The sequence below is a fragment of the Ensifer sp. 22521 genome, assembly GCF_052044795.1.
Classification (GTDB): Bacteria; Pseudomonadota; Alphaproteobacteria; order Rhizobiales; family Rhizobiaceae; genus Ensifer.
The window spans coordinates 1-13,177 of record NZ_JBQENM010000033.1 but is presented as its reverse complement, the minus strand read 5'-3'; the positions used below and the strand labels follow the sequence as shown (position 1 = coordinate 13,177).

The window sequence follows — 13,177 nt, the reverse complement described above, 5'->3', positions numbered from 1 at the left end:
GGCGCCGAATCAATGATCCGGTTTCAAAATCCCCAATGCGCTGTCATGCAGATGTTTTAGATGTGCCTCCGGGGCCACCGGCCCGACGAGTGGCACTTCAACCGAGATAGCAGCGCCGTATTCGGTTCCCGCCCAGAGGTCCTTCAATGGCAATTCGCCTTCTCCAGGAGCGAGCCTGCCGCTTCTCGCCTCGGCGATCATTGCGTCCGATGTTTTGGGAGCAGGCCCGCGGACGTCGCAAAGCTGGACGTGTTTTACCTTCCCTGCATTTGCGCGAAGCTCGTCGATCGAGGCTCCGTTTCGGAAGAAGTGAATCCCGTCAACAAGGACACCGACGTTCTCTGCTCCGCAGGAATTCACGACCGCTACGCTGTCGCGAAAGGTTCTTACCGTCCGCCAGCCCATGTTTTCGATGTCGACTGACATGCCATATCGCGCCGCGAGGGCGCAAAACTCAGAAAGGTTTGTGGCAAGACGGCCGCCGTCTCGATCATCGCCGCAAACGCTCAGCCGGCAGGCCCCTATGTTCGCAGCGGCTGCCACGGTCGCCTCATGGGAGGCCGCAACGAAGCTCTCGTCGATCACGAAGAACTCGATATCGAACACCTTGATGCCTTCGCCATCGGCAACTGTCTTGAACTCCTGGGCACTCTGGCTGCCCACAGGCAACTCGTAGAAAGGGGCTCCGGGAAAGGCGGGGTGCAGACGCAGGCCTATCGACGCAAAACCCGCCCGAGCAGCTATCACGGCGAATTCCTTGGGCGGCAGCGCGATGGATGAAAAATGCGCCACGCCCAGTTCAAGCCCCGGTCTTGGCGTCGCGACGGTCATCACAAGATCCCCTTTGTCGCGAGGTGATTGCGCAGATTGGTTCCCGTGCGGTGAATATGCTGACGCAACATATCGCACGAATAGTCCAGATCCCGCGCGACGGCTCCCTGAGCAATCTCACTGTGCTCTTGGCTAACGTTGCGGTCACCCGACGTGCGGGTCAGAAACACCCGGCGATAACGGTCGTTGAGATTAAGAAGCAGTCTGCAGAAATGGAGCAGGATCGGCTTCCCGCAGCCAGAGATGAGTGTCAGATGAAATTCGCGGTGGAGCTCTTCCCAGCGCTCCAGTGTCTCTGGCCGAGCCGCGTCGCGCTCGGTGCGGTTAAGGCGATGCAGCGCGCGCATGACGTTGCCCTCCCACTCCACATCGCCGAGCCGCATGGACTCGCGAAGCGCAAAGACTTCAAACTCTTCGCGCAGGGTGGTGATCTCTTCCAGATTGGCCAAGGAAATTGATGAAACGCGGTAGCCGCGATTGTCCTCGAACTCCACTAGGCCGTCCGATATCAGCCGCGCCAACCCTTCACGCAGCGGACTGAGGCTTACGTTGAACGTCTTGCGCGCCTTGTCGAGATTGATCTTGCTGCCGGCCTGAAGCTCGCCGGAGATGATCGCCTCACGAAGACGGGATGCAAGCTGGCTCCCAATTGTGTTTTTGCCGTCGTCAAGAAATCCAGAAGACGATGGGGCATCTTCTGTCGTCGGAGCAAATGCGCCGTCGTGATCCGGTACCATTGTTCCTCCCAAGGCTCCCCGAACTAATTGTCGATGATCGATACAATAAACGATTATTCGTGTCAACGTGAGAGCTCTGAAATCTGCAAAAAGTCGAGCCTCAGCTAACTTTGTGCGATTAATATGTATTGGAATCAATGGACTACCATGGCCATATCCTGTTTCTCTCGGCTATTGGCGCCGCCAAGAATGTACGGCGACCTTGACAGATAATCGATTATTTGGATAGTCGAGGAAATCGGGAGGTAGCCCACATGGTGATCAAAACTGAAAGCGATCTGACGCCAGCCGTCCTCGCTGTGATGAATCGCACTGAAGACCCCCGCCTGCGAGAAATCCTCGTCGCGATGGTCAAGCATCTTCATGCCTTCGTGCGCGAGGTTCGACTGACGGAGGTCGAGTTTCGGGAGGCGACAGCCATGCTGAATGAGATCGGGAAGCTGCATACTGATCACCACAACGAGTTTGTGCTGATGGCCGGTTCTCTTGGCGTGTCTTCACTTGTCTGCCTGCTGAACAATGGCGACAGAGGACAGACTGAGACCTCCCAGTCGCTGTTGGGCCCATTCTGGCGCCTCAACTCTCCGCGAGTCGAAAATGGCGGAACGATTATCCGATCCGAGACGCCGGGCACTCCCTTGTTCGTGCATGCCAAGGTCGTTGACCGCGACGGTAAGCCAATTGCCGGCGCCGAAGTGGATGTGTGGCATGCATCTCCCGTCGGTCTTTATGAAAACCAGGACCCGGACCAGGCCGAGATGAACTTGCGCGGCAAATTCATGACCGACGAGCAAGGTCGGTTCTGGTTCAGGACCGTCAAGATGGTCGGGTATCCCATACCGGTCGATGGCGTGGTCGGACGCTTGCTCAAAGCTCAGGGACGTCATCCGTACCGACCGGCGCACCTGCATGCACTGATCTTCAAGCACGGATACAAGACGCTGATTTCCCAGGTCTTCGACCCCAGCGACCCGAACATCGACTCCGATGTTCAGTTCGGTGTCACGGCGGCCCTGACCGGCGACTTCATTCGCCATGAGGAGCCCCATCCGACCGAAACGGATATTCCTGGTCCATGGTTCTCGCTCGACTACACCTATGTCATGGAACCCGGCGAAGCAGTTTTGCCGCGTCCCCCGATCAAATAAATTCACTATCAGCAGAGCAAACGATATGATCACCGAAGAAGAACGCCGGGCCGCGGCAGACGCGCTGCTCAAAGCTGAAATCGAGCGGAAGCCGATCATACAGCCAAGCGAGACCTACCCGGACCTCGAACTCGAGGACGCCTACCGGATTCAGGCTTTGTGGGCGGAGGCGAGGGTGGCCAAGGGCGCACGGATCGTGGGGCATAAGATCGGCCTGACGTCACGCGCAATGCAGATGGCTTCGAAAATGACGGAGCCGGACTACGGCTGCATTCTTGACGATGCTCTCTACAACGACGGAGCGCAGATCAGGGCTGACTTGTTTATCAAGCCGCGCCTCGAGGTCGAGCTGGCCTTTGTTATGGGTGAGGATCTCGTCGGGCCCGGCACCAGGATCTATGACGTCATGCGTGCGACCGAGTTCGTTGTCCCGGCGCTCGAGATTATCGACTACCGGACCGAAGTCCCTCGAGCGATCACCGATACCATTGCGGACAACGCGGCTTTCGGCGCCCTCGTCGTTGGCGGCCGTATAATTCGCCCGATGGACATTGATATCCGTTGGGTCGGAGCGACTCTTTCCAAGAACGGCATCATCGAGGAGTCGGGCGTGTCGGCGGCGATCATGGGACATCCGGCAGCCGGCATCGCGTGGCTGGTCAACAAACTTCATGCTGTGGGCGGTGGCCTGAAGAAGGGACAAATAGTCCTGGCCGGCTCCTTCACGCGTCCTGTCGATATCGCGAAAGGTGATGTCATTCAGGCCGACTATGGCCCTGTTGGCTCCATCGGCGTGTCGTTCGTTTGAGGTGCTAGATGGAACATCCTGTCAATCGGTTCAAGCAGAAGCTTCTTGCTGGTCAAAGTCAGATCGGACTGTGGTGTGGCTTGCCGGGAAACTACGCCGCGGAAATCGTTGCGCCTTCAGGTTTCGATTGGCTCCTGTTCGACACGGAACATTCTCCGGGTGACGTTCTGACCGTCCTGCCACAATTGCAAGCGGTCGCACCATACGACGTTTCCCCAGTCGTCCGCCCGGCCATCAACGACCCCGTTCTCATCAAACGTTTCCTGGATATTGGCGTTCAGACACTGCTCATTCCTTACGTTCAGAACGCAGAAGAGGCGAAAGCCGCAGTCGCGGCCGTGCGATATCCTCCGGATGGAATTCGTGGTGTTTCTGCCCTGACGCGCGCCACTCGTTTCGGGCGAGTTGCGAACTATGCGCAAAATGCGGAACGGGAAATTTGCCTGTTGCTACAAGTCGAGACGCGGGAAGCGCTTGGCAACCTGGAGGCGATTGCCTCTGTAGAGGGAGTGGATGGCGTATTCGTAGGACCGGCAGACCTGGCAGCGAGTTTCGGACACAGGGGCCAACCGAGCCACCCGGAGGTGGTCGATGCAATTGTCGACGCGATTGAACGTCTGAAATCGTTGGGCAAACCTGCGGGCATTCTTACCCCCGATGAGAAGTTCGCGGCACGGTGCATCTCGCTGGGAACACTATTTACTGCTGTTGGTGTCGATGTCGCTGTCCTGGCAAGGGGATCGGAAGCACTGGCGGCACGATTTGCATCTCACGGAGCGCACCACGATGCCGCAACGTGATGAGCTCCTCACTGAAATCGCACCGACGGGAGTCATCAGAGCGGCGGTCAACATGTCGAATGCCGCACTTGTCCAACTCGATCCAGTGACAGGCACCCTAACAGGGCCGAGCGAGCAGATCGCGATCGAACTTGCGGCAGAACTCGACTGCGGTTTGTCGCTGGTTCAATACGGATCGGCCGCTGACATTCTTGCCGCTGCCGAAGGCAACGAGTGGGACGTTGCGTTCATTGCTTCCGATCCATCACGTGCCGACAGGTTCTCCTTCTCGCCCCCCTATACCACGGTGACCGCCAGCTTTCTGGTGTCAGACAGTAGCCCGCTGGGCAGCGTGGAGCATGTTGATGTCGAAGGGGTGCGCATTGCCGCCGCCAGAACCGCTGCGTATACAAAGCAGCTTGAGCGACAGGTTAGAAATGCAATTGTCCTCCATACCGAAAATCCCGCCTCCGCCCTGGACATGCTTGTATCCTCCCGGTGCGATGCGGCTGCGGGCTTGACCGAGTCCCTGTCACGTTTCTGCGAAGAGAATCCAGGTTTCCGCGTTGTTGAGGGGACATTCTCGAAAGTGCCTCAGGCGATCGCTGTGCATCGGAGGTGTGTTCACGCTTCAACCTTCCTGTCGGACTTCATCCAGCAGCATTGCAGTGCGGGTAAGCCGAACAACTGAAGAAGTTGGCGGGACATGGGGAGGGAGCCAGGTCGAGGGGACGCGACACGTCAAGTCCCAAATAGTCATGGAATCCTCTTCCCTCTCAAGCGTTCCCACTCGCGGCGAAGCCTACGCGCTGACGCCTAAGCTCGGAAGAACTCCTGCCGCAACTCTCTGCCAAAGCCCCTATGCGATTCAAAACAATCTGCTTCAGGTCGGGGCGAATGCGGGCGCTAGTCTCGCGGTTCGCCCGCTATGGTGAGTGCGGCACGGATCGGGCTGTGCCGATGCGTCCCATGAATCCGGCAATAGAGAGGTCATGCATGAAAACGCTGCTGCTCAAGAAGGATGAAGTAAGGCAGCTAATCGGTATGGCGGAAATCATCGGCGCGGTGGAAGAGGCTTACAAAGGCTTTAACAGTGATCAGGTGGAACAACCTGACTATATCGGAATAGATCTGCCGTCGCCTCGGGGGGAGATTGACTTCAAGCTTGGTTACTACAAAGCCAATGAAGTGATCTCCATGAAGGCGTCTTCTGGAGGGTTCATTGATAACCCGACAGCACACGGCGTGCCCAATGGCATGGCGACCATTCTCCTGTTTGATGCCAGGAGCGGTGCGCTGATTTGCATTATGGATGGAAGCTTGATCCTCGGTCTCAGAACCGGGGCGGCTGGAGCCGTTTCCGTAATGGCACTGGCAAGGAAAAATGCCAGAAGAATTACATCGATCGGGACAGGCAATCAGGCACGAATGCAAATCCGGGCGATCAACGAGATCATGAAGATCGAAGAGATCCACGCATGGGACAGTAATCCGGACACGGTTTCCAAATACAAGACGGATATCGAAAGCGAATTCGGCATTCCTGTAATCATGGCAAACTCCAAAAAAGAGGCCGTTGAGCAGGCCGATATCCTGATTACGACGACCCGCGGGAAAGGGTCGCTTGTGGAAGCGGATTGGGTGAAGCCCGGCACCCACATCGTTGCAATCGGTACAGATCAACAAGGTAAACAAGAACTGGATCCAGAGCTCTTCAGGAACGCAAAAGTAGTCGTCGACTCAATTGCGCAGTGCGCCGAAAAGGGCGAGACCTGGCACCCGCTGAATAAAAACATCATCGCCAGAGACGACATCCATGGTGAAATCGGCGAGGTATTGCTGGGAAGGAAGCCGGGACGAGAAAGTGATGATGAAATCACGATTTTCGATTCCACGGGGATGGCCATACAAGACAATACGACAGCCAGCAAAATCTATCAGAACGCCATAGCCAATAACGTCGGCACGTTCTTTCAGTTCTTTGAGTAATGACTATGCGCAACTACCCCACCATTCAGGACATCCGTGAAGCTCAGGAACGGCTGAAACCGCACGTCAAGCACACGCCGCTATTGCGTGCGGAAAAAATAGAGAAAGCCGCTGGTTGTGAGCTATATCTCAAACCGGAAACCCTGCAGATTACTGGCGCATTCAAAATCCGCGGCGCCCTGAACAAGGCTCTCTCGCTCTCGAGAGCAGAGATCGCAAACGGCATTATTGCGACGTCGTCGGGCAATCATGCCCAAGGGCTTGCTTATGCCGCCAGGATGCTGGGCGTAAAAGCGATATTGGTCGTTCCGGTCACCACGCCCAGAATCAAGATCGAAAACACAAAAGCCCTCGGGGCAGAGGTCATTCTTTTCGATGGCGACACCGCCGCCAGATGGAAAAGGGTGTATGAAATCGCTGAAGAAAACAAATACGCTACTGTTCACGCTTTCGAGGACCCCATCGTGATGGCCGGTCAGGGAACGATCGGCTGTGAAATCCTGCAGGACCTGGACGATATAGATACGGTCATCGTTCCCGTGGGCGGCGGAGGCCTAATCTCCGGAATCGCGACGGCTATCAAGGAAACGAAGCCATCGGTGCGCGTTATCGGGGCGGAGCCTGCCTTGACACCGAAGTATTTTCACAGCCGGATCAATAAGGAGCGCACATCGCTTCCCTTGAAGAACACGATTGCGGATGGCTTGAGGATAAGCGTTCCGGGTCAAAACCCGTATCCGATTATCGAAAAATATGTGGACGAGATTGTTCTCGTTGACGACGAGCACATCATCACAGGAATGCGTGCTCTTGCCAAGGATGCGAAATTGATCGCTGAACCAGCCGCCTCGATTGGCGTCGGAGCACTGTTGGCGGGCAGCATAGACGTCAAGCCCGATGAAAAAGTCTGCGCGGTGTTGTCTGGCGGGAACTGGGATCTACGCGACCTTGCCGAGATATACAATGTAGCGGGGTAATCAGTTCCACCTTCGGTCAGTTCACCACCGGCCGCAGTTAACCTTCTGCGATCCTCATCGCCAGGAATCTGCCCGTCCGGAATGCGGCCCGAAACACGTCATTCGGGGATCCGCTTGGCGACGACCGCTCTCCACCCGCTACCGCCGTCGAGAGCAGCGAAGCTAAAGGTCGTCTTCGGGCACCCGCCAATCCGCAACCGGCCCCAAAGTGGAAATGGTTTCCGCTTTGCGCCCGCATTTCGGTCGCAGTGCCCGCGGTGGCGTCTTCCCGAAAGCAGACGTCGATCAAGCTAAGCTTCGACGGCATCAATGCGCCATGAGCGGCCGTCGCTTAGACCGCTCGAACTTCGGCAAGTCGCTGTTTCGCGTATTTGTCATCCCAACAGACGGCGGCTTCCCATGCGGCCGATGCTTGCGCGGCGATGTCATACGCCCCGGCTTCCAGATCGGCAGCATTATGGGGCAAGACGAGGTCAAGGTCGGGCACGTCGATATGCGACTCATCCCAGTCGATCAGTGCGACGCGGTCCGTGGTCATGCGGATGTTGGCAGGGTTGTTGGGATTGCCGTGGACGACGCTTGTCTCACGTCCGATAAGCCGTGCCCATGCCGCGCGGCATCGAGCGACGCCATCTGGCGGCATCGCGGCAAGGTCGATCCTCGTCCCCGTCTCGGCATGCAGGAGGTCCGTCGAGGATCGCCACCCTGGGCGCTGCGGCCAGCCTTGCGTCAAACGATGCAGTTCGCGGAGGGTCTCGGCTACGCGCCGCCAGTCGCCCTCGGTCTCGGGTGGTCCGCCATGTATGTATTTCATAACCATCAGGCCATCCGCGAATAGCCGGCCGTCGACCGCCGGGATCGGCACCGGCACGCTCAGACCTTCACGGTCAAGGTGCCGGAGGAGTTCAACCTCCCACGCCAGATCAGCGTTGCTCCTGGTACCCAGACGACTGACTGCAAGTTGCCCGTGGATGTGCACGCTCCAGACGTCATTGGCAACCCCGCCAGCGAGCCGTTCTATGCGAACCGCGTCTTTACCCCACAGCTCTAGTGCTTCCCATCCCACTCGCGGCGTCCTTGATCAACCCGATTGAGACCTGGGTAAACCAAGCGCAGGAACGGGACAACGTGGATCAGCTGGGCTACGATAACGCTGTTAAGCTTGTGCGCATTAATGCGGATCGAACGGCAGCCCGGGTCCTCAGCGTCCGACTTGGCCCGGTAGCAATGCGCCCCCATTTCAGTCTTAGAGAAAGCTTTGGCTCTTAGCGGAAGACGACATGTTAGGCGCTTAAGGAAGGACGGCCGCATCTGGCAGCATTCGCACCGGTGCGCCTCACTGCCATCAACGGTGGTGCGCCTGAAGCGGGACGCTAATAAGCCAGCTGCGCGCGTAGGCTTGGGACGATCCAGTCGAGGAAGCACCGCACCTTCAGCGGCAGGGGATCGGCTGGTCCATGGATAACGTTCACAGGTAGCGGTTCCGGTGCAAAGTCCGTCAGCAATTCGTGCAGAGCACCGGAGCGCAACTGATCGGAGATCTGGTAAGACAGCACGCGGATAATGCCGATACCGGCTATTGCAGCCTGAATGGCAGCCTCCGTCGTATTGACCGCGAATTTGGGGCGCGGCTCGATGGTAAAGGCCGCGCCGTCCCGGCGGTAGCGCCATTCCGGCGCGGTCGCAAAGCCCTGAAAGCTTATGCCGTCATGCTGGCTGAGGTCTTCCGGCTGACGCGGAACGCCTCGGCGGGCAAGATAGTCGGGGCTCGCGCAGATCACCCGTCGGACGGCGCCGACGCGCGTTGCGATAAGCGCGCTGTCCGCCAAGTGTCCGATCCGCAGGGCCACATCGACGTGCTCATCTGCCAGACTTAGCTGCCGATCGGCGAGGGTCAGGCGCAGGTTGATATCGGGTTGCTGCTTCAGAAACTCCAGAGCTATTGGCAGCAGATGGCGCTCGCCGAAGGCAATCGGTGCGGTCACATGCAGCCCTCCACGCAGCGCGCCATAGTCGCCGCTGGCCTGCCGCTCGGCCGCATCCAGTTCCTCCAGAATACGACGTGACGCGGCGACGAAGCTGCGCCCCTCATCCGTCAAGGTGAGGCCGCGGCGGGTGCGCAGGACCAGGCGCACGCCAAGGCGTTTTTCAAGATCCGCGACCCTGCGGCTGACCGTGGCGAGCGGTGCATGCAATCGCCGCGATCCAGCCGAGAGGCTGCCGGCGTCCACCACCGCCAGCAGCACCGACATCGCTTCAAACCGATCCATCCAATCCTTCCGGAAATTGAGAGGAAAGTTCCTGAAATGGCAGGATACCCTATTGATTTCGGATATCCTAGCTTTTGTGTCGTGCCAAGGGGACGCCGGCCGGCTCCCCGTATTGCCAATGATCAGGAGAAAGACGTCATGCCTCAACTTTCACGTCGTGCCTTTGCCAGCGCTCTTCCTCTCGGCCTCCTCGGGGGAGGACTGATCAGTGGCGCACCGGCCCTTGCCGCCGCGCAGAATACCGCCAAAACGCCGGTCAGCATTACGCCGCTGGCGCAGATCCGCATCGGTCGCTTCGCGGTGACGGCGCTGACAGACGGGTATGCCGATATGCCCTTCGACTATTTTCCGGGACGCGCCCCGGCCGAGGTGGAGCAGGCGGCAGTCGCTCAGTTCACCGCCCGGCCGAGTGGGGTGCGGTTCCTCTTCAACCAGTATCTCATCGATGATGGCGAGCGCCGCATCCTGATCGATGCCGGTGCAGCGGGCTCGATCGGGCAGACCGGTAAACTGCCGCAGGCGCTCGGTGCGCTTGGCCTGCAGCTTGACCAGATCGACGCGGTGATCGTGACGCATATGCATCAGGACCACATGGGCGGTCTGATCGCCGGAGGCAAGAACAACTACCCCAAGGCGGAGCTCTACATCGATCGTCGCGACGTCACCCATTGGACCGACCCGGCCAAGCGCAGCGGCGCGCCCGATTATCTGCAGACCAGCTTTAAGATGGCGGAGGAGGTGGTGCGCCTCTACCCGAAACTCCAGGCGATTGACGGAGAACGCGAAATTGTGCGCGGCGTCTCAATTGTCGACCTGACCGGCCATACACCCGGCCATATCGGCGTGCGGGTCGAAGATGACGGGAAGAGCCTCATCATGGTCTCGGACATGATCTTTCCGGTCGTGCATCCGGGGGCGACCGACGTGTTCTTCCTGTTCGAGCAGGAGCGTGCAGCGGCCAAGGCGATGCGCGACCGCTTTTTCCCTCGCGCCGCTTCGGAAGGCGCACTCATCGCCGCCACGCACATGCCCTTCCCAGGGCTCGGCCGTGTCGTCGCCGACCGTGGGCAGATGCGCTGGGAGGTGGCGGACTGGGCCTTGCAGGATTGAAGTTAGCTCCGGCGGTCTAGAAAGTTAGGAATGGAATGAGCAGCAGATATCTCAGTATCGCCACAACGCCCTCCGTAGCGGCCGCACAGGAGCACTATGGCAGCGCGGAGCAGTGGGCGCGGATCGGCGCGCGCGCTCACGCAGCCGAAACTGCGCAGAGCCAGCGCCTCGGTCCGGCAGAAACGGCCTTCATCGGCGCGCGCGACGGTTTTTATCTTGCCAGTGTCTCGGAGACCGGCTGGCCCTACGTCCAGTACCGTGGTGGGCCTGCAGGCTTTCTCACCACGGTTGACGCATCGATGCTCGGCTTTGCGGATTTTCGCGGTAACCGGCAATACATCACGACAGGCAATGTCAGCGCCAATGACCGCGTCTCACTGTTTCTGATGGACTACGCGCACCGGCGGCGCCTGAAAATCTATGGTCACATGCGCGTCATCGATGCAGAAGACGATCCGGTGCTGGCGAAAAAGCTGACCGTACCCGATTATCTCGCAAGGGTGGAGCGTCTCGTCCTCATCGCGGTGGAGGCGTTCGACTGGAACTGCCCGCAGCACATTACGCCGCGCTTCACTCTGGCTGAGCTGGAGCGTTGGCGATTGGAGTAACCAGATGTTGTTTTTCCTCGGTAAAGGCTTCCAGGCCATTGACCAGCCGGATGGTCATGACCCCTCAAGGCAATAATACATGCCGGGGCGGCTTAAAAGCGTTGCAGCACGAACAATGTCGTAGGCGCTCTCGGCCGCATTCTCGAATGTCATATTGTCGTAAATGTAGGCTTCTTGGCGATACAAGGCGGCGATAAACCCGGCAAGACCGCCGCCCATCGAATGCCCTGTCAAAATCGCGTTGGCCGCAGTCGGATCTCCAGCTTCTGTGCCCGTTATTTGCTGATAGAATTGTGCGGCCAGCCAGGCTTGGTCGTTGGTTGAATGCCCAGCGCCCACAAAATAGCCATTTAGTACGTCAACGAGAATAGTACCGTCACTCTGGGGACTGGTACCGCGATACGAAATAACGGTCGGACCATCCCAGTCGTAGGAAATCGCATAGAATCCGGCGTCGATATCGAGTCGCTGATCACCCTCAGTCAAGATCGACGAGTCACGACCAATTACGGCGCTCCCTATACGGGTGCCTGTGAGTTGGAGACCCGGATTGTATCCACGGTTGTAAGAGTCTGGACAAAATTGCCTGAAACAACTGCCGCGAAATAGTCATCGGCCTAATTCCTTGTCACAAAATCGTTTGGAGAAATCTGAAATGCGAATGGTGGCTGGACAAAAGGTCCGTTCTTCTTGAAGTCTTCCTTCATCTGCACGGACCATTTTTTGAAGAAATCCGGACCAAGGACCGCCTCTACATTGCCCTTGGTCACGGGATCGTCCGTCAGCGATATCGTGATCGCCTTCAGGCGAACGCCGGGACCAAACGTAAGGTCAAGGTGACGGGGATCGACTTCATTAATGCTCGCCGGATTGCCCACATCGTCAATTGTGGCTAGGTCCGGATAGTTGTCGGGAGACAGAACGCGTTCGTCTCGGAGCTTTTCCAGGCGAGCGAATTCGCTACGCACTTCATCGCTAGACAACACCTTCTGCCGCGGCGACCCAAACGCTTCCAAAGCTGTCTGATGATCGTACTGCCGTAGAAGTGCGAACAGGTATCTGCCCTTAAGCACCTCAACGACAACCGCTTCTCCCGCAAGTTTGCCCACGGCCGCTCCCGAGACATCTCCTAGGCCGAACCACTTTGGGGAAACCGAAAGAGTCACGGCGGTCACCGCGCTACCGGACACAGAGCCATCTGGAGTATCAACAATGACAGTGATCTTCTGGTGCCATTCGTATGTCCGGAATCCGAACAAGTCACAGCCTGCCAGCCCCGCCAGCAAGGCGGCCGACAATATCAGCAGTGCAAATCGCGTTCGGGTCATTGACGCCTACATGCCCGCTTTGCCCGCTGAGAACGCGAGCAAGCTCCAATGGACTTCAATTCAGAGAACTAGAGTCTTTGGAGGACCTGTCGTCGTCAACTTTGCGGACAAGTTTTTGCAGCACTTCGGCATCAACCAACCGAGCAACGAGGGGATGGATCTTAACTGCATCCTGCTTGGCAACGCGATTGAAGTTGGCAGGCACGGTTGTTGCCATTTCCCGCGATGGCGCGATCACGTCCAATAACCACACAATCTCGCCGCTGGTCCAATCATCAGGCTTCAGACGGATCGGGAAGACGCCAGCCTTCGTTTGTTCTGCTATCTTGGCGTCCACTTCAGCAGAAACGCTTGCCCACACGGCAACGGCACTTGGCGAGAGCAGAGAGCTTTCGCTCGTGTTCGCTTTGGAGAAGCCACCGCAATGCGGTTACGAACCAAAGGGTCAATGATCAGGTGAGCAAGGTCTGCTAGTGACTGAGTTCTGTATCGAGGTACAGAACTCATCGCCAGCACGACTTCGCCAAAGATCGAATGGACTTTGGTCTTAAGTTCGGCCAGTTTCTCGGCCGTCACATTATCCTGGTCCGAC

The 13,177-nt window shown here is 57.9% G+C and carries 15 protein-coding genes and 1 pseudogene; 8 read left to right on the top strand and 8 right to left on the bottom strand.

Annotated features, from left to right (window positions below):
• Window positions 1–9: 9 nt before the first annotated feature.
• The gene (locus tag ACTJKE_RS31770) at window positions 10–831 is read right to left on the bottom strand and encodes a sugar phosphate isomerase/epimerase family protein (RefSeq protein ID WP_058328426.1); all 822 of its coding nucleotides are present in this window, start codon (window positions 829–831) and stop codon (window positions 10–12) included.
• Window positions 831–1,568: a GntR family transcriptional regulator gene (locus tag ACTJKE_RS31765; protein ID WP_081163143.1), complete on the bottom strand. Its 738-nt coding sequence runs from the start codon at window positions 1,566–1,568 to the stop codon at window positions 831–833. Before ACTJKE_RS31765 ends, ACTJKE_RS31770 begins: the two co-directional genes overlap by 1 nt.
• Window positions 1,569–1,822: 254 nt before the next feature.
• On the opposite strand from ACTJKE_RS31765, the gene ACTJKE_RS31760 reads away from it, so the two are divergent.
• From ACTJKE_RS31760 to ACTJKE_RS31735, 6 genes are all read left to right on the top strand, one after another.
• The gene (locus ACTJKE_RS31760; protein WP_058328427.1) at window positions 1,823–2,716 is read left to right on the top strand and encodes an intradiol ring-cleavage dioxygenase; all 894 of its coding nucleotides are present in this window, start codon (window positions 1,823–1,825) and stop codon (window positions 2,714–2,716) included.
• A 25-nt stretch (window positions 2,717–2,741) separates the two neighbouring features.
• Complete coding sequence (locus ACTJKE_RS31755) at window positions 2,742–3,524, top strand: fumarylacetoacetate hydrolase family protein (RefSeq protein ID WP_058328428.1); 783 nt, start codon at window positions 2,742–2,744, stop codon at window positions 3,522–3,524.
• A gap of 8 nt (window positions 3,525–3,532) precedes the next feature.
• The gene (gene hpaI / locus ACTJKE_RS31750) at window positions 3,533–4,324 is read left to right on the top strand and encodes a 4-hydroxy-2-oxoheptanedioate aldolase (RefSeq protein WP_058328429.1); all 792 of its coding nucleotides are present in this window, start codon (window positions 3,533–3,535) and stop codon (window positions 4,322–4,324) included.
• On the top strand, window positions 4,311–4,994 hold the full coding sequence (locus ACTJKE_RS31745; RefSeq protein ID WP_058328430.1) for a transporter substrate-binding domain-containing protein: 684 nt from the start codon (window positions 4,311–4,313) through the stop codon (window positions 4,992–4,994). The genes hpaI and ACTJKE_RS31745 overlap by 14 nt, the downstream gene beginning before the upstream one ends.
• 305 nt (window positions 4,995–5,299) lie before the next feature.
• On the top strand, window positions 5,300–6,292 hold the full coding sequence (locus ACTJKE_RS31740) for an ornithine cyclodeaminase family protein (RefSeq protein WP_058328447.1): 993 nt from the start codon (window positions 5,300–5,302) through the stop codon (window positions 6,290–6,292).
• Complete coding sequence (locus tag ACTJKE_RS31735; protein WP_197423486.1) at window positions 6,292–7,269, top strand: threonine/serine dehydratase; 978 nt, start codon at window positions 6,292–6,294, stop codon at window positions 7,267–7,269. The genes ACTJKE_RS31740 and ACTJKE_RS31735 overlap by 1 nt, the downstream gene beginning before the upstream one ends.
• Window positions 7,270–7,600: 331 nt before the next feature.
• Here ACTJKE_RS31735 and ACTJKE_RS31730 read toward each other — a convergent pair whose 3' ends face one another.
• Together ACTJKE_RS31730 and ACTJKE_RS31725 are read right to left on the bottom strand one after the other, a co-directional pair.
• Window positions 7,601–8,335: a phosphotransferase gene (locus ACTJKE_RS31730; protein ID WP_058328431.1), complete on the bottom strand. Its 735-nt coding sequence runs from the start codon at window positions 8,333–8,335 to the stop codon at window positions 7,601–7,603.
• Between the two features lie 307 nt (window positions 8,336–8,642).
• Entirely contained in the window at window positions 8,643–9,539 is an 897-nt protein-coding gene (locus ACTJKE_RS31725) for a LysR family transcriptional regulator (protein WP_058328432.1), read from the bottom strand.
• 138 nt (window positions 9,540–9,677) lie between these two features.
• Between ACTJKE_RS31725 and ACTJKE_RS31720 the strand changes: the two genes are divergently transcribed.
• Both ACTJKE_RS31720 and ACTJKE_RS31715 read left to right on the top strand, forming a co-directional pair.
• Complete coding sequence (locus ACTJKE_RS31720; RefSeq protein WP_058328433.1) at window positions 9,678–10,649, top strand: MBL fold metallo-hydrolase; 972 nt, start codon at window positions 9,678–9,680, stop codon at window positions 10,647–10,649.
• A 35-nt stretch (window positions 10,650–10,684) separates the two neighbouring features.
• Window positions 10,685–11,257, top strand: a complete 573-nt coding sequence (locus ACTJKE_RS31715) for a pyridoxamine 5'-phosphate oxidase family protein (protein ID WP_440693466.1) — start codon at window positions 10,685–10,687, stop codon at window positions 11,255–11,257.
• 54 nt (window positions 11,258–11,311) lie between these two features.
• Here ACTJKE_RS31715 and ACTJKE_RS31710 read toward each other — a convergent pair whose 3' ends face one another.
• From ACTJKE_RS31710 to ACTJKE_RS31695, 4 genes and pseudogenes are all read right to left on the bottom strand, one after another.
• Window positions 11,312–11,743 carry a hypothetical protein gene (locus ACTJKE_RS31710; protein WP_440693464.1) on the bottom strand — a complete coding sequence of 144 codons (432 nt, stop codon included), beginning with the start codon at window positions 11,741–11,743 and terminating at the stop codon, window positions 11,312–11,314.
• A gap of 131 nt (window positions 11,744–11,874) precedes the next feature.
• Entirely contained in the window at window positions 11,875–12,585 is a 711-nt protein-coding gene (locus ACTJKE_RS31705; protein ID WP_058328436.1) for a hypothetical protein, read from the bottom strand.
• A 55-nt stretch (window positions 12,586–12,640) separates the two neighbouring features.
• A complete protein-coding gene (locus ACTJKE_RS31700; protein WP_058328437.1) occupies window positions 12,641–12,922 on the bottom strand; it encodes a hypothetical protein in 282 nt (93 codons plus the stop codon).
• A pseudogene (locus ACTJKE_RS31695) lies at window positions 12,907–13,177 on the bottom strand (hypothetical protein); the annotation flags it as partial. The gene ACTJKE_RS31700 and the pseudogene ACTJKE_RS31695, both read right to left, overlap by 16 nt.